This window comes from Micromonospora fulviviridis (genome assembly GCF_014648395.1).
Lineage (GTDB): Bacteria > Actinomycetota > Actinomycetes > Mycobacteriales > Micromonosporaceae > Micromonospora > Micromonospora fulviviridis.
This window is the reverse complement of sequence record NZ_BMRA01000002.1, coordinates 710,804-726,647: the sequence shown is the minus strand read 5'-3', so window position 1 is coordinate 726,647 and position 15,844 is coordinate 710,804. Positions and strand designations below refer to the sequence as shown.

General features: G+C 69.4%; 8 protein-coding genes. 6 read left to right on the top strand and 2 right to left on the bottom strand.

Features of this window, described 5'->3' with window-relative positions:
* Window positions 1–44 precede the first annotated feature (44 nt).
* Window positions 45–422: a nitroreductase/quinone reductase family protein gene (locus IEY96_RS08330; protein ID WP_229791445.1), complete on the bottom strand. Its 378-nt coding sequence runs from the start codon at window positions 420–422 to the stop codon at window positions 45–47.
* Window positions 423–613: 191 nt separating this feature from the next.
* Between IEY96_RS08330 and IEY96_RS08325 the strand changes: the two genes are divergently transcribed.
* The 5 genes from IEY96_RS08325 to IEY96_RS08305 all read left to right on the top strand — a co-directional run bounded on the left by IEY96_RS08325 (window position 614) and on the right by IEY96_RS08305 (window position 8,487).
* Window positions 614–1,795 (top strand): L-histidine N(alpha)-methyltransferase, encoded by a 1,182-nt coding sequence (locus IEY96_RS08325; protein ID WP_189194192.1) that lies wholly within the window; start codon window positions 614–616, stop codon window positions 1,793–1,795.
* Between the two features lie 44 nt (window positions 1,796–1,839).
* A complete protein-coding gene (locus IEY96_RS08320; RefSeq protein WP_189194191.1) occupies window positions 1,840–2,487 on the top strand; it encodes a hypothetical protein in 648 nt (215 codons plus the stop codon).
* Between the two features lie 163 nt (window positions 2,488–2,650).
* A complete protein-coding gene (locus IEY96_RS08315; RefSeq protein ID WP_189194190.1) occupies window positions 2,651–4,804 on the top strand; it encodes an MMPL family transporter in 2,154 nt (717 codons plus the stop codon).
* Window positions 4,805–4,924: 120 nt separating this feature from the next.
* A complete protein-coding gene (locus IEY96_RS08310) occupies window positions 4,925–5,815 on the top strand; it encodes a hypothetical protein (protein WP_189194189.1) in 891 nt (296 codons plus the stop codon).
* Between the two features lie 230 nt (window positions 5,816–6,045).
* Entirely contained in the window at window positions 6,046–8,487 is a 2,442-nt protein-coding gene (locus IEY96_RS08305; protein ID WP_189194188.1) for a M14 family zinc carboxypeptidase, read from the top strand.
* Between the two features lie 241 nt (window positions 8,488–8,728).
* On the opposite strand, the gene IEY96_RS08300 is transcribed toward IEY96_RS08305, so the two are convergent.
* Window positions 8,729–9,727 carry an HNH endonuclease signature motif containing protein gene (locus tag IEY96_RS08300; RefSeq protein WP_189194187.1) on the bottom strand — a complete coding sequence of 333 codons (999 nt, stop codon included), beginning with the start codon at window positions 9,725–9,727 and terminating at the stop codon, window positions 8,729–8,731.
* A gap of 333 nt (window positions 9,728–10,060) precedes the next feature.
* Here IEY96_RS08300 and IEY96_RS08295 point away from each other — a divergent pair, with 333 nt between their 5' ends.
* Window positions 10,061–15,820 carry a PDDEXK-like endonuclease domain-containing protein gene (locus IEY96_RS08295; protein WP_189194186.1) on the top strand — a complete coding sequence of 1,920 codons (5,760 nt, stop codon included), beginning with the start codon at window positions 10,061–10,063 and terminating at the stop codon, window positions 15,818–15,820.
* Window positions 15,821–15,844: the final 24 nt, after the last annotated feature.

Here is a 15,844-nt window from a genome sequence, read left to right as displayed (position 1 = left end):
GAAGGATCGCCGGGGAGGCTCTGCCCGCATAACGACCAGGCCGGCTACCCGAGCGGGACCTGGACCGCCACGTCGTGCTTCGGGTAGGAGCGCTCCACCGTGTCGGCGCCGTACTTGGCCTTGAACAGCTCCACCACGTGGTTGACCCGGCCGGCCTCGGTGATCGGGGTGGCACTCGAACTCAACGCGGTGCCGTTCGCCGACACCTCGATCATCGGGGTCTGCCGGACGTTCTTGTACCACTGGCTGTCCGAGCCGGTCACCGGGACCAGGAAGACGCTGTCCTCGTCCAGCACGAACCAGACGGGGTGGGTGATCTGCCGGCCGGTCTTCCGGCCGGTCACGGTGATCTCGACCTCGCGTACGCCATCCAGCGCGTCCCAGACCGCGTTCGCCACGATGCCCCCCGACAGTTGGCCCACTGTGCCTCCCGCCAGGCTAGGGACCACCGCGCCGGGCCGTCGTGGGTTCCGGTCGGTGTCACCGGTACGAGGCTGGGCGACGCGGCTGCTCCGGGAAGGGCCGCAATTGTCACCATGGCTTCCTCACCCCCGATCCCATTAGGGTTGAGCGAAACATGGGGACGGTCGGACCTCGCGGGGGATGGCACAACATGGAGCAGCAGGCCAGGGAGCAGTTGAAGCTGCTGCGCCGACTCGAGAAAGTCATTTCGGAAACCGAGTTCTCCTGGTCGCTGTGCCTCGTCGGCGAAGACCAGTCCCGAAAGCTCAACGAGCTGGCCGCCGAGCTGCAGCGGCCCTTCTCGTCCACCGGTGACGAGAAGCGGATCGTCTCGGGCTATTCCTACTGGGGAATCGAGCCGGCGGTCAACTGGCAGCGGGCCTGCACCGACCCGAACTATCCCGTCATGAGGGACGGGATCGAGACCTTCAGCCGGCGCTGGCGGCACCTGCACTCCCGGCACAACGGCCGGCCCTACCACTACATCAGCCTCGGCCCGGGAACCGGGGAGAAGGATGCGGTGGTGCTGGCCGACCTTCACCCGTTGAACCCGGAAATGTATTACGTGCCCGTGGACATGAGCGCCGAGATGCTGCGCCTCGGGCTCAGGCCGATAAAGTCCCTGCCGTTCTTCCGGCAGTTCCGGAATCAACTGCTCCCGGTGCAACTCGACTTCTCCGTCGAAGAGAACGTGGCCGAGCTGAACGAACTGCGGGACCGGCTCATGGGCGACGAGCCGGTGCTGTTCTCCCTGCTCGGCAACACGATGGCCAACTTCGACGAGGACGTCGACCTGGTCGAGCGGCTCAGCAAGCAACTGCTCCGCCCGCAGGACCGGCTCCTGGTGGAGGTCGCCACCGCCTCCCACCTCGACGAGCGGATGGCGCAGCAGGCGGCCCGGGAGTACGAGACCAGCTGGGTGTTCCGCGAGTTCGTCATCAGCGCCCTGCGCCAGAACACCGACCTCTCGGTGAACATGAACTACGTCCGCTTCGAGGGGGTGGTCGAGGAGGGCCGGTCACTGGTCATCAAGGTGATCTACTGCAACCGCTCGACCGAGGACCTGAAGATCGTGCTGCCGAACCGCAGCGAGGTCCACTTCCCGAGCGGCGACACCATCCGCCTCCTCATCACCCGGAAATACCAGCTCAAGGCCCTGGCCGCCGCACTGGCCAAGGCCGGCCTGTTCGTGGAGAGCGAGGCGTTCACGCAGTTCCAGGCGTACGAGCGGGTCCGGCGGTTCGGCATGGACCTCATGCTGCTGTCCAGCAGCGACGCCGGCGCCGGTCCCGACACGGCCGCCCGGGACGTCTTCCGCCGACCCGGGAAATGACGACCGGACCGGGGCGGCCGCGCCCCGCAGCCCTGCCGTCGTGGGTGACGGCACCACGCACCTGGATCATGGTGGTCACCGCCGGCAGCCTGACGGTGGCCTTCGTCGTCAGTGCCGTCTGGTGGACCCGGTCCTCCGGCACGTCGAGCTTCGAGCCGACCGTCCAGGTCCTGGGCCTGCTCGGCGGCATCACCGGCATCGTCGCCGAACGGTGGGCGGCAGGCCGCGAGCGGCGCGCCGAGGCCCTCCAGGCCATCGGCGAGGAGCTGCGGGACAACGGGAGAATCCTGTCCTCTCCGCCGTTCACCGCGGGCACCACACAGCCGGCACGCCGACAGGTCTACCCCCGCCTGAGCCTGTCGGCGGTGAACGCCGCGCTGTCCTCGGCCGTGCTGTCCCCCCGACGCGACGAGGCGCTCGTCGGCCTGCTGCACGACTGGCGGAACGAGGCGGAGATCTTCAACCACCAGCTGTCCCTCGCCGAGATACTGGCCTTCACCAACGGATCCGACGAGGTGCTCCGCGACCTCCACCAGGGACTGCACAGCGCCGACGGGCCTCTGGAACGGATGCAGGACCAGCTCACCGCCCTGCTGGCCACGCCGCCACTCGACGCGGCCGGGCTCAAGCGGCGCGACACCGTGGAGGCTGGCGGCCGCCGACTGGCGCGCGCCCGCCGGTCCACGTCGTAAGGCGTCGGTCCACAGGGCCCACGCCGCGAGGCGTCCGAAAAGGATTGGACGCCCGGCGGTACGATTCACCGCGGGTAGCGAAGGGCTGCCGTCATGGTGACGGGCGGGCGCGCGACAGTGTTCCCGCCCGGACGTCAGGAGAGCCGGACACACGGGGGCAACCATGTTCGAGCGGCTGGGCAGATTCGTCGTCGGCAAGGCGTGGTGGGTGATCGCGGGCTGGGTGATCGCGGCCGCCGCCATCATCCTCACCACGCCGTCGCTGAGCGACATCACCTCCGCCGACCAGGAGAGCTTCCTGCCCCACTCGTACGAGTCGGTGCAGGCCACCGAACTCGGCATGAAGGCGTTCCCGCAGCAGGCCACCGCCACGGCCACCATCGTGGTCAAGCGCGCGGACGGGAAGCCGCTCACGCCGGCAGACGAGGCGAAGGTCGGGCAGTTCGCCCAGGCGCTCAAGGCCCGGAACATCCCGGCCACGTCCGGCTACCAGACCGGCCCGCCGGCCGTCGCGCCGGACAAGTCGGTGCAGGTGGTCAACGTCGGCCTCGACGCCACCACCCCGGACGACCCGGCCCTGCTCAGCTCCGTACGCGATCTGCGGTCCGCCATGGGGCCGGAGCTGGCCGGCAGCGGGCTGACCGCGGGCGTGGCCGGCGACGTGGCGAGCTTCGTCGACAACGAGGACACCTTCAACAAGGCCTTCGCCGTGGTCGGCGTCGCCACGATCATCCTGATCATCGGACTGATCCTGATCATCTTCCGCAGCCCCATCGCCGCGCTGCTGCCCGTCGTGGTCGTCAGCATCGTCATGACCATCACGACCGGGCTCGTCGCCGCGGCCGGCAAGGCGTTCGACCTCAACGTCAGCCAGGACCTGCAGACGATCCTGCTGATCGTGCTGTTCGGCATCGGCACCGACTACATCCTGTTCCTGCTCTTCCGCTACCGCGAACGGCTGCGTGCCGGCGACGACAAGCGCACCGCCATGATCGTCTCCGTCGAGCGCGTCGGCGAGGTCATCACCTCGGCCGCGGGAGCGGTCATCGTCGCGTTCCTCGTGCTGCTCCTCGCCTCGCTGGGCTTCTTCGGCTCGCTCGGCCCGGCGCTCGCCATCGCCGTCGCCGTCATGCTGATCACCTCGCTCACCCTCATCCCGGCGGTCGTCTCCCTGCTCGGCCGCTACGTCTTCTGGCCGTCGAAGGCGTGGCAGCGTACCCCCAAGGCCACCCTGTCGCGGCGCCTCGGCACCGCCGTCGGCCGCCGGCCCGCGCTCGTCGCGGCGGCCTCCGGCGCCCTGCTGGTCGCGCTCGCCGCGGGCGTGCTCGGCTACAAGGCCGACTACGACTTCAGCGCCGGCTTCCCCCAGGACACCGAGTCGGCGAAGGCCGCCAAGGACCTCCAGCGCGGGTTCGCCGCCGGCGCCCTCGCCCCCACCGAGGTCTACCTGACCACCGGCAACGGGACGCCGCTGACCGAGCAGCAGATCACCGACTTCGCGGCGGCCGCGGCGAAGGCCCCGGGCGTGGGCCGGGTGCAGCCGCCGGAGCGGAGCAGCGACCCGAGCGTGGCCCGGGTCAACCTGCTGCTGAACGAGAACCCTGTCTCCAACGAGGCGATCACGCTGGTCCGGGACGACCTGCGCGACGCCGTGCACGAGGCAGCCCCACCCGGCACCAAGGCGCTGGTCGGCGGGACCACCGCGATCTTCGCGGACATCAACTCGGCGAACAACCGGGACCTGTCCGTGATCCTGCCCGTGGCGGCGGGGTTGATCGCGCTCATCCTCGCGCTGTTGCTGCGCAGCCTCGTCGCGCCGATCTACCTGGTGATCGCGGTGCTGCTCAACTTCGCGGCGACGCTGGGGGCGACGGTCTACCTGTTCCAGGGGTTGCAGGACAAGCCCGGGGTGACCTTCCAGTTGCCGATCATCCTGTATCTCTTCGTGGTGGCGATCGGGACGGACTACAACATCCTGATGATCGCCCGGCTCAGGGAGGAAGCTCGGGAGGGGAACGAGCCGCACCAGGCTGCCGCTATCGGCGTGGAGCATGCGGGGCCGACTGTTGCCGCGGCCGGGCTCATCCTGGCCGGGACGTTCGGGGTGCTGATGCTGGCGCCGATCTCGTTCCTGCAGCAGATGGGGTTCGCGGTGGCGATCGGGATCGTGCTGTCCGCGTTCGTCATGTCGATGTTCTTCGTGCCGGCGTTGACGGCGCTGATCGGGCACAAAGCGTGGTGGCCGGGGCACGGGGACGAGCGGCGGGTCAGTGGGCCGCAGACGCCGCCGGAGCCCGCGAGCGTGGCGAGCGCGTAGCGGTCGGCTCCGGCGGGCGCAGGACCGGCCGTTCGGGTTCCATCGAGCCGACGCCCGTACGCCGGTGAGGTGCAACCCGGACCGGCGTGCGGGCGTCTCACGGAGATGGAGGCAGCGAGGATGCGTCGGCGCCGGGTACTGCCCTGGATCACGGTCGCGGCCCTGCTCGGCGGTTGTGGGGCCGCCGGGAACAGCCCGGCCATCGACCCGCTCGACGGGCTGCGCCAGCAGGCAGGCGGTGCCCTGACCCGGTACGACCAGGCGGTTCGCGCCGCGGGAGGTGCGCGCTTCGTTCCGGTGGGGGAGCTGACCCGCCAACTCGGCGACTGGGAGCCGGCGAACGGGGTCTACAAGGAGGCCCTGTCGGCCGGCCGCGTCGAGGCCGCCTCGACGCTGCCCGGGGCGCCGACGCCGGCCGGCACCATCGTCTGGGCCAACGGCACCCGACAGGACGTACCGTTGATCTCGGCGGACGGGGCGTTGACGCAGCTACGCGACTCGGGGACGGGCGACTGTTCCGGCTGCGCGCCGCTCAAGCTCACCGGGGCTCGCCTGACCACCATGACGGTCCCGACCACCCGCGGCCCGGCGACCGCCCCGGCGTGGGAATACACCCTCGATGGAACGACCGTGCGGCTGGCGCGAGTCGCCGTGGATCCGTCGGCCATCGTCCGGGTGACCCCGCCGCCCTGGGACGCCGATCACCCACACGAGGGGCTGGCGATCGAGTCAGCGACCACCACGACCGCGAGCAGCGAACTGACCGTCACCTTCACCGGCACGCCCGGCCCCCGCAGCAAGCCGTGCGGGGCCGACTACGGCGCCGAAGCGGCCGAGTCGGACCTGGCAGTCGTCGTGATCGTCATCGAGTACCGGCACGCCAAGGACGAGGCATGCCTGGCCATCGGAGCGCAGCGCAGCGCCACCCTCAAGCTGTCCCGACCATTGGGGGAGCGGGCAGTCCTGGAGGTGACGCAGGGCCTGCCGGTGGAGCTGACCATCACTGGCTGACCGTCACGCTGTCCCGGCCCGGCGCCGGGTCCCGCCCGGCGACCTCGTCCACATGCTGGCCGCCGGCGTCTGCGGCTACCGCTTCCCGCGCGGACGAAGTTCCGGGCCGCCATAGATCTTGACTGATGGTGATACGGCGACGACGCTTTGTGTAGCTGCGGCAGCCGGGGTGACCTACCCCGACTCCTCGACTGCGCGGCCTTCTGGATCGCCTCGCCGGAAGGACTCTCATGAGGAGTACAGGAAGATCCCACGGACCGCGCCGATTCCTCGCCCTACTCGCCCTACCACTGGCGCTCGCCACCAGCGCACCCGGCCTCGCCAGCCCGACCACGGACCGCGCCGTGGCCCCCGACCGCTCGTCGACCGGCGAACAGAACGGCGTCGGCCTGATGCGCATCGTCGTCGCCGACAAGTCGCGCATCGACCGCCTCAACCAACTCGGCGTCGACCTCGCCGAGTACGTCAAGCCCGTCGACAACGGCATCGAGGTGCACGCCATCCTCAGCCCCGAGGAGAGTCAGGCGCTGCGCGACAAGGGCTTCGACGTCCAGGACGCCATCTCCGACCAGAGCGACTACGCGCAGAACATGGCCGAACGCTCCGCCGCCATCCGAGCCGCAACGGCGGCGACCGCCACCACCGACACCCTGACCGTGCTGCGGGCCGAATGGTTCTCCAGCCTCGACAACCAGCTCTTCCTCAACATCGAGGTGAAGTCGAGCGCCGGCACCGACTCGACGACCGTGCTGACGGCGAGCTGGGACAGCGGACCCGGCACGGAGATCGGCTCCGGCGGCACCGCCACCATGTCCCGGTTCACCGACGCCGGCCAGTACATGTACCACCGGTTCAGCAACCCGGTCCCCGTCGCCGCCGCACCGGCCAGGGCCACCATCACCAGCAACAAGGGCGGCTCGACCACCGTCGACGTCGCGAAGTGGCTGGGCAGCCCGCGCAAGGACCCCGGCAAGCACCCGTACGTGTCGGACTTCGTCGACCACTACATGGACCCGACCGAGGTCACCGCGCGGTTCACCGGCCTGGCCGCGGAGTTCCCGAAGCTGACCGAGCTGATCGACCTGCCGTACAAGACGAACGGCTACCGGCGCAACGCGCAGGCGCAGTTCGGCACCGCCGCGGCGAGCACCCTCTACGTCACCTCGACCGCGTACGGCTCCGAAGGTGGCAACGACGTCACCATGGCCCTGGACGACCCGGCTGCGGCGAACGCCCCGCTGACGGTGAGCGTGTCCGGCAAGGCCGTCACGGTGCGCCTGGCCACCAACGGCTCCGGCGCGATCACCAGCACGGCGGCGCAGGTCGTCGCCGCGGTCAACAGCAACGCCGACGCGGCCAAGCTGCTCACCGCCAGCACGTACCGGGGCAACGCCGGCGCCGGCGTGGTGGCCGCCGCTCCGGTGACCCAGCTGACCGACAACCTGAAGGCGCCGGCGAGCGTGTCCCGCGAGCCGTTCCAGATGAAGGTGCTGCGCATCGGCAAGCACCGCGACGGCTCGAAGGTCGGCGTCTTCCTCTACTGCCAGGAGCACGCCCGGGAGTGGGTGACCCCGCTGGTCTGCGTGGAGTCCGCCGAGCGGCTGCTGCGCAACTACGCCAAGGACCCGGACACCCGCAAGATCGTCGACGACCTGGACATCTTCATCCTGCCGGTCGTCAACCCCGACGGCGCGCACTACAGCATGTACGACTTCAACATGCAGCGGCGGAACCTGACCAACTACTGCCCGGCGTCCAACGCCGACCCCGGCCGCCGCAACGCCTGGGGCGTCGACATCAACCGGAACTTCTCGGTCGGCTCCGTCTTCGACGGCTACGTCGGCGCATCGGCCACCAACTGCGTCAGCGACACGTTCGCCGGGCCGAACGAGCTGTCCGAGCCGGAGGCGCGCAACGAGGTCTGGCTGGTCGACACCTTCCCGAACATCAAGCTCTCGATGAACACCCACTCCTACGGCGGGTACTTCATGTGGCCGCCGGGGGCGTACAAGGCCGAGGGGCGGGAGGTGCTGCCGCGGGTCGACCAGGGCACCGAGGCGTACTTCTGGACCTCCTCCGACTACATCCTCTCCCGGGTCCAGGAATACCGGGGCACGGCGATCTGGCCGGGCCGCACCGGACCGGTGACCGACGTGCTGTACTCGGCGGCCGGCAACAGCGCCGATGAGCACTGGTACAACCGGGGCATCATCGGTTGGGACTTCGAGGTCGGCGCGGACATCTACAATCCTGCGACCGGGCGGTTCAGCGCGGTCGGCTTCCAGCCACCGTTTGCCGAGGGGCACGAGGAAGCGATGGAGTTCGCCAACGGCAACATCGGCATCCTTGAGGTGGCCCGGGCGTACGCGACGGACAAGATCCAGCCGAAGACGTCGCTGAAGGTGGTCAAGCAGGAGGCGGGAGCTACGGCGTTCACGTTCAGTACGAGCGAGCCGGCGAACGTGTACTACACGCTCGACGGCAGTCGGCCGACGTACAACTCGCCGAAGCTGGCGCTGGCTGGAATGCGGGAGGGGGTCCAGAACATCACGGTGAACAGCGACACCACCGTCAATTGGTTCTCGATCGACGTCGCCGGCAACGTAGAGAGCAACTACAAGCCGGACGGTGAAGGCAGCAACTACAACAAGCAGAGGGTGGCCGTCCAATAGCGCGTGGACCGCTTGAACACTGGTGGCCGCCGCCCACGGGTCGGCGGCCACCAGCCTGTGGAAGGCTGGCCCCGTGCGGAGTGGCTGACGTTGCGCGTACCGGAGTGCGGCACCGTTCGCTTCGGCACTGCCCGCCTGCGCGGTGCTCGTGTACGTGAACGGCTGAGGCCGCTACCGGCCTCGCCCTCGGTCAGACGTCATGGTGCCGCAGGAGGAACGCGAGGCGGAATGCGCTGGCAGCTCATACTTGCGATCCCTTCGACGACCAGAGATCCAACGCCCAGGCCAGGTGGGCCTCCAGGTAGTCCGGACGGGGGCGGACGTCAGCAGGAATGGCTAGGACCCTGCCGTCGAGAAGCGCAAGCTCCGGAAAAGGCAGTAGCGAGGGCGCTAAGCGTACGATCCAGCCGGCCGGGTCGACAGCTAGCAGGAAATGATCGAAGAGCGAATGCAGGTCCCGGCGAAGCAGAATGCCGCCCTGTACATCGTGCTCGCCGGCGTTGCAGTAGCGGTAAAGATGGGCGGCTTCGATGGCAGCAGCGGGCTGCGGCCCCGTGATGAGGCAGCGGTCACCGAACCGTTGGCGGAGCACCTGCCTGAACTTCGCCTGCCCGATTCGGTAGCGGCCGAGCGTGTTGCGGTGCCCACCCGGGATCTGCGGGTCGGTCGAAGCGATCCACCACTGCAGGCTCGGGTCGACAGAGTCGGAGAACAGATGCAGGGCCAAGTCTGGGTCGAGCTCCCGAATTGAGTGCTGCTGGGAGCGGGAAAGGTAGGCGGGCGTCAGCTCAGTCACCCGGAAATCCCTGGTTGGCCGCCAGGTACGGGTGTAGTCACCCACATAGACAGTAACGTCGATGCTCTCCTCAACCGGCAGGTCGAAGGTTGCCTGGCAGGGTGAGCATTTGTAACGCGGTGTTGCCTGCTTACGCGGTTTGAACGAGGTGTTCCGGCATTCGGGGCAACGACGCCTCACCTTGGTCTGTGTCTCGGTGTGAATATCGTCGATCCAGCCGACCCCGAGGACGAAGTTGCGGTCACGTAGCACGGCGAGGTCTCCCGGCCGGACGGAGGCATGGTGCGGGACGGTGTTGTCCCAGGCATAGCGGCTGCCCAGAATGTCCCGATAGCCAGAGTTGCCCCCGAACTGGCGGTCGTCATCGTCGATCGTGAGGAGGCTCCATGCTCGACCCATGGCAGAGCTTTCTACAGCAACATTTTCCTTCGCAACATTGAGCATTCAGTCGTCCCTGCGGTCTGCACTGGTACTGAACCAGTGGCCGGTCGGGGGTCCCGTTGGCAGGACCCTGGCTGTAGGGTCGGCAGAACCGCCATGGGGAGGTGGGTGAATGCATGCTGGGCTGGTGACTGGGCCAGACGGGAGACGGCGGCCTCTCTCGCGAGGTCGGAGGGCTCACCCCACCGCAGACGCATCTGTCGGTTGCACACCGGAGAGCCTCGCTCGGGCGCGTTCCTCGTAGTTCCTGTCGGAGTCGCCCGACGCACGTTCCCCTGAGACCCGCCGGTCGTCGGGCTGGCTGCGCAGCCCGCTGACCTGATCCGAAGGTGCTACATGTTCAGCCGCTCCACGTCCCCGGCGGAATCGCCGTCCCTGATCCTCGACCGCGCCACGTCCCTGGTCGAGTACCTGCTGGCCGTTCGGGCCCAGATGGAGAAGCCGGCCCGGACGGTGCCGCAGGCCGACGCGTTCTGGCAGCACGAACTGCCCGACCACCCCGAGTGCCAGGTGGGCGTCTCCCCGGACGGCAGCAGCTGGCTGCGCGTCGGTCTACCACCTGCGCCGAAGCCGCTGCGAGCGCCCGCCGAGTTCACCCCGTATCTCGTCGGGCCGGTGTCGCACGAGACCGAGCCGCAGCTGGCGGGGGACGAGGAAACCGTTGATCGCCTCCGTGCCCGGTTCGAGCAGTGGCGGGAACGTGACTGGCGTCCCTGGGCCGAGCAGGCGGGCCGCACCGAGGCGGTCCGCCGGCTGCACCGGAGCCTCTTCGACCTCAAGCACCGGACCGACATGAACGCCGCCACCCACGAGCTGGTGTGGGGGCACGGTGTGCTGCGGACGGACATCGCCGCGCACCGGGTCCAGTACCCGCTGGTCGTGACGCCGGTGGCCATCGAGTTCGACGCCGATCGGTCCATGATCACGGTGGTGCCGCAGGGCGCCGGTCGGCTCCAGACCGACCCGATGACCGGCCTCGACGAGCGGTACCTCAGCCAGCTGCTCGCGCTGGCCGGTTCTGGCGGACAGCTCGACCTCGACGTGTGGGACGACTTCTCCCGCCAGGAGTTCCTCGAACGGGCGCTGCGTCGGCTCGGGCTTGATCCGACCCTCCGTGCAGCCAACGCGCCCGCCCCGACCGGTTCGTACGTCCACGACACCGGTGTGCTCTTCGTCCGGCCCCGGCAGCGGATGCTGCGCCGCTTTCTCGAGGAACTGCGTGCTCGTCTGCTCACCGGTGACACGGCGAGCATCGGTGCGCTTGCCGCCATCCTCGCCCACGAGCCGAGCCGCTTGGAGATGCCGCACGACCAGCCGGCCCGCTGGACGCCGCTGGGCGAGCGGCTGCTCATGCCGCTGCCCACCAACGAGGCGCAGGAGTCCATCGCCCGCCGCCTCGCCCAACACCGCAACGTGGCCGTCCAGGGCCCGCCCGGCACCGGCAAGACCCACACCATTCGCAACCTGATCTGCCACCTGATGGCCCACGGTAAGCGGGTACTCGTGGTCGCCCAGAAGGAGGACCCCCTGCGCGTCCTGCGCGACGGCCTGCCTCAGGAAATCCAGTCGCTCTGCCTGGCCGTACTCGGCCGCTCCACCGACCAGCTCGTCCAGCTTCAGCTCGCCGCGCGGGAACTCTCCGACCGGGGCGCAACCCTGGATCGGCGCAGCGAGCAGCAGCGGGTGGACCGGCTGCGCCGGCAGCTCGAGGAAGCCGAACGGGACCTCGGCCAGGCGCTCGGCGCGCTGCGCACCCTCGCCGAAAACGAGTCCGCACAGTACGAGATCGACGGCATCCGGCTGTCGCCGAGCGACGTCGGCAGCTGGCTACGAGACCGCTCCGCCCGGTACGGCGACATCCCCGACGAGATCCCGCCGCACCTCGACGCCCCGCTCACCGTCGAGGAGTTCACCGACCTGCTCGACATCGCCCGCCGTACCGTCCGCCAGGACCGCACGCAGTCGCTGCGGCACCTGCCGACGGCAGCCGCGCTGCCGACCGCCTCGGCGCTCCTCGCCGCACGGCGGGAACTCGCCGCCACCCGCGCCGAGCTCGACCGGCTCATCGCGGACGGGGTGACGCTCGCGGAGGTACGGGCGTTCGGGCGGCCCGCGCTCGACGAACTGGTCGGACACCTGCGCGAGGCGCTCGCCGTCCTGACCGCCCGCGAGGGCGCCTGGACCGACACGCTCGCCAGGCTGCTGCAGGCCGACCCCAACTGGCGGGCCATGTGGGAGGACCACGTCGCGGCATGTCAGCGCGCGCTTGCCGAGCTCGCTGCGGCGACCCGGGTCGTTGCCGGGCACCGGGTGACCGTCCCCGATCCGCACCTCGCCGAACCGCGTCGGCTGCTGGCGCAGCTCGGCGAACTGCGTCAGCGCTTCGCCGCCGGCAAGGGCGTCAGCAAACTCTTCCAGGGGACCCTTGCCAAGCTCGCGGCCGACTGCCGCATCGACGGTGAGATCCTGCGTACAACCCAGGATGTCGATGTCGTCCTCGCGTACGTCAACCGCCTGCGGCTCCGGCAGGAAGTGGCCACCCGGTGGACCGAGTGGGGGAACCGGCTCAACCTGCCGCAGGAAACCGGCGAGCCCGAACTCTGGGCCGGCCGGCTGCTCACCGACGCGGCGACCGCCCTGGACTGGGACCGCCGGCGCTGGCCCACCCTGCACGCGACGATCCGCCGCCTGGTGCCCCGGGGCGAGCCGGCGGTCGACGTACGCCGGCTGACCGCGCTCACCGACACGGTCGCTCGGTGCACCGCGGTCTTCGAGTACGACCGGCTGGTCACCGACGAGCAGAACCTCGGTGCGCTGCTGCAGCACGGCATGTCAAACGCCGAGGCGAGCGAGCTGTGGCGGCTGCTGGACCAGAGCCGCCAGCGGGCGGACGTCGAAGGCTGGGACGGCCTCCTGGACGAGGTGCGCCGCCTGGCCGGTCTACGCCCGGACGCGCAACGGTTCGTCGAGCTCGCCGAACGGCTCCGCCAGGCGGCCCCCGCGTGGACCGCCCAGATCGACGCTGGCGAGGCGTCCGCCCTCGCCGGCACCGGCGGCGAATGCTTGCACCGGTGGCAGTGGCGCCGCGCCCAGACCTGGTTCGACGCCGTCGTGGGCAGCGTCGACCCGGTCGCGCTCGGCCGGCGGGTCGAGCAGACCCGGGATCGGATTCGACGGCTCACCCAGGAACTCGTCGTCGCCTCCTCCTGGCTGGAGGTCTCCTTGGCGCTCGACGACCGTCGGCGGGCCGCGCTCGCCGACTGGACCACCGCCCTCCGCAAGATCGGCAAGGGTACGGGTAAGAACGCCGCCCAGTGGCAGGCGCACGCCCAGCGGGCCATGAGCGCAGCCGTCGATGCCGTGCCGGTCTGGGTCATGTCCGTCGACCGGGCCATCGAGCAGTTCGCCGGCGGCGCCCACTTCGATGTTGTGATCGTCGACGAGGCGTCGCAGGCCGACATGTTCTCCCTGCCCGTCCTCAGCCTCGCCGAACGGGCCGTCGTCGTCGGCGACGACCAGCAGATCGGCCCGCAGCTGTCGTTCGTCGGCACGGTCGCCGGCCTGATCAACTCGCATTTGGTCGACGTGCCCTCCGCGGAGCATTTCGACCCGGAGAGCAGCCTCTACGACCACGCCGTCCGACGTTCCCCTGAGCGGATCCTGCTCACCGAGCACTTCCGCTCCGTGCCGGCGATCATCGGCTTCTCCAGCGAGACGTACTACGGCGGGGAAATCGAACCGCTGCGCACCGACCGGCCCGCCGGCATCGGCGAACCCGTCATCGCCGTGCATGTGCCGGGGGGCATCCGCCAGGGCGTCATCGGCTACGGCGACGTCAACGTCCCCGAGGCCGAAGCCCTCGTCGCACGGGTCGCGGCGATCGTCGCCGACCCCGCGTACGAGGGACGCAGCATCGGCGTGGTGAGCCTGCTCAGCACCAGCGGCCAGGCCCTCTACCTGCTCACCCGCCTCCGCGAGGAGATCGGCGAGGAGGAGATGGAACGGCGCCGGCTACGCGTCGGCGACTCGTACACCTTCCAGGGCGACGAGCGGGACATCGTCCTCGTGTCGATGGTCGTGGAGCCGCATCACGGCCCGGTCTCCGCCTTCACCAAACGTGACCACCACCGGCGAGTCAATGTCGCCGCCTCCCGGGCCAGGGACCAGATGTGGGTGTTTCACTCGGTGCAGCCGGCCGACCTGCGCCAGGACGACGCCCGCGGGCTGCTGCTCACCTACTGCCAGAACGTCACCGCTGTCGACGAGGCGTACGACGACCTGGAGAAGCGCTGCGACAGCGACTTCGAACGCGAGGTTCTCCGCCGCATCCTGCGCCACGGGTACCGGCCGTTGCCACAGTTCCGCATCGGCGGATACCGGATCGACTTCGTCCTGCCCGCGCCGGACGGGCGGCGGCTCGCCATCGAATGCGACGGCGACGCGTACCACGGGCCGGACCAGTGGGAGAGCGACATGCGCCGGCAGACGGTGCTGGAGCGGGTCGGCAACTGCGTCTTCGTACGGATCCGAGGGAGCGTGTTCAGCCGGGATCCGGACGCGGCGCTGGAGCCGCTGTGGCAGCGAATCGACGAGCTGGGCATCGCTAAGCTGGCTCTCTCGTCTCCGCCGGGCCTCCCCGCAGTCGACACCGTCAATTCAACGGTAGTCGTGGATGGCGTTGCTCGTGACGAGGAAGCCCTGCCCAGGGAACCGCATGCGACTGCAGCTGACGGGTCGGCGACCGCTGGGGCCAACGCCTCCGCTGCTGCCGACGGCTCAGCCCCAACACATGTTGGCCGAGAGGCCGCTGCTGGCGACTCTGCCGCAGCGGAACCGCGGTCGATAGCCGAGATTCGAGCGCTGGACAACCTGCCAGACGTGGAGGCAACGGTAGGAAGGTCGTCGGCCGAGCCGGCTCAGACATCCGGGAAGGACCCTTCCGCCCTTCAAAAGGCCGGCAGCGAGGGTGAATCCGCGGCACCGGACGAGCCATCGGCGCACCAGCCTGGATCGGTCGCTGAGGCTCGTCCGCTGGATCAGTTGCGGAACGGGGCGCCGTCGCACCCGGGAGATCAGGCCACGCAACGGCCGCCCTCCACGGCATCGCGCCAAAACACAGCAACAGATACGGATGCCGAACATCCGGATGAGCCGACGGCACCTCCTCCGGCAGCCGGGCAAGCCTCCCTCCCACCCACATCCCTCGCGACCAGCAACAAGGAACTGGACCCTCCGGTGCCTGCTGGATACGTCAGCTTCGCGTGGCTGCGACCGTACGAGGCTCGGGCGGCCATCACCAGCTACCAGAATCGGTGCGACATTCCCATCCGGCACGACGGAAAGGTCCTCGGGTGGGCCAGGTTCCACCCAGGTACCTCTCCGGAGGCTCGGGCTCACCGGGCAAATATCAGAATTGACCGGGCTGGTCCCGATGGTCCTGAAGAAGTTTGCTGGGTGCACCAGAACGAGGCGAAGGCGGTCATCCAAGCAGCCAGTTGGAGGCAGGACATTCGCTGGGAGGTCCCCCAGGGTAGCCGCGGGGGACTGGTCCAGTACTTCTCTCCCACCAGCCCCGCCGCCCTCCGGCACCGGAGTGTGACCCGTCTGCTGCGTTTGGCGGACCGCGACGCAACGGAGCTCGGCGGCGGGGATGCCCGGGAAATCGCGAAGCCAGTCGAGGGAGTTGACGCTGAGCAGCCGCCGCGGGGAACAACGACTCAAGAGGTGGAACGGGTACCTCAGGCCCGCCGACACCTGCCGGACCCATCTGCGGCAAGAGGGAGCGAGCAATCGGGGCTGGAGCGAGCATTCCACCAAGCGATGGTCCGCATCCTCGTGCGGGCGCGCGATGAGGCCAACTACAACCCGACTCTCCTGCTCAGGATGATTACGGAAATGGGGGGACTCGCTGCGGCTCGACGGCTTCTCCGCAATCCGGTGGTTTCGGATGGCTTCACCGCGCTGTGGGAGCGGGGCCGCGTGGATCTGACGGTGGAGGCTCTCGCGCTGCAGCCGGAGTTCCAGTCGCTCTTCACCGAGGAAGAGCTGACGGTGGCCAGCAGCCGGGTCGAGGGGGCCTCGTCGCGCAGCTCCTGAGCTTGCAATGAGGTGGCCGTCAGC

Bases quoted from the DNA above. Each gene is read 5' to 3' on its own strand.
- IEY96_RS08325 (WP_189194192.1), top strand. From the start codon at position 614: ATGGAGCAGCAGGCCAGGGAGCAGTTGAAGCTGCTGCGCCGACTCGAG.
- IEY96_RS08315 (WP_189194190.1), top strand. From the start codon at position 2,651: ATGTTCGAGCGGCTGGGCAGATTCGTCGTCGGCAAGGCGTGGTGGGTG.
- IEY96_RS08310 (WP_189194189.1), top strand. From the start codon at position 4,925: ATGCGTCGGCGCCGGGTACTGCCCTGGATCACGGTCGCGGCCCTGCTC.
- IEY96_RS08305 (WP_189194188.1), top strand. From the start codon at position 6,046: ATGAGGAGTACAGGAAGATCCCACGGACCGCGCCGATTCCTCGCCCTA.
- IEY96_RS08300 (WP_189194187.1), bottom strand. From the start codon at position 9,727: ATGCTCAATGTTGCGAAGGAAAATGTTGCTGTAGAAAGCTCTGCCATG.
- IEY96_RS08295 (WP_189194186.1), top strand. From the start codon at position 10,061: ATGTTCAGCCGCTCCACGTCCCCGGCGGAATCGCCGTCCCTGATCCTC.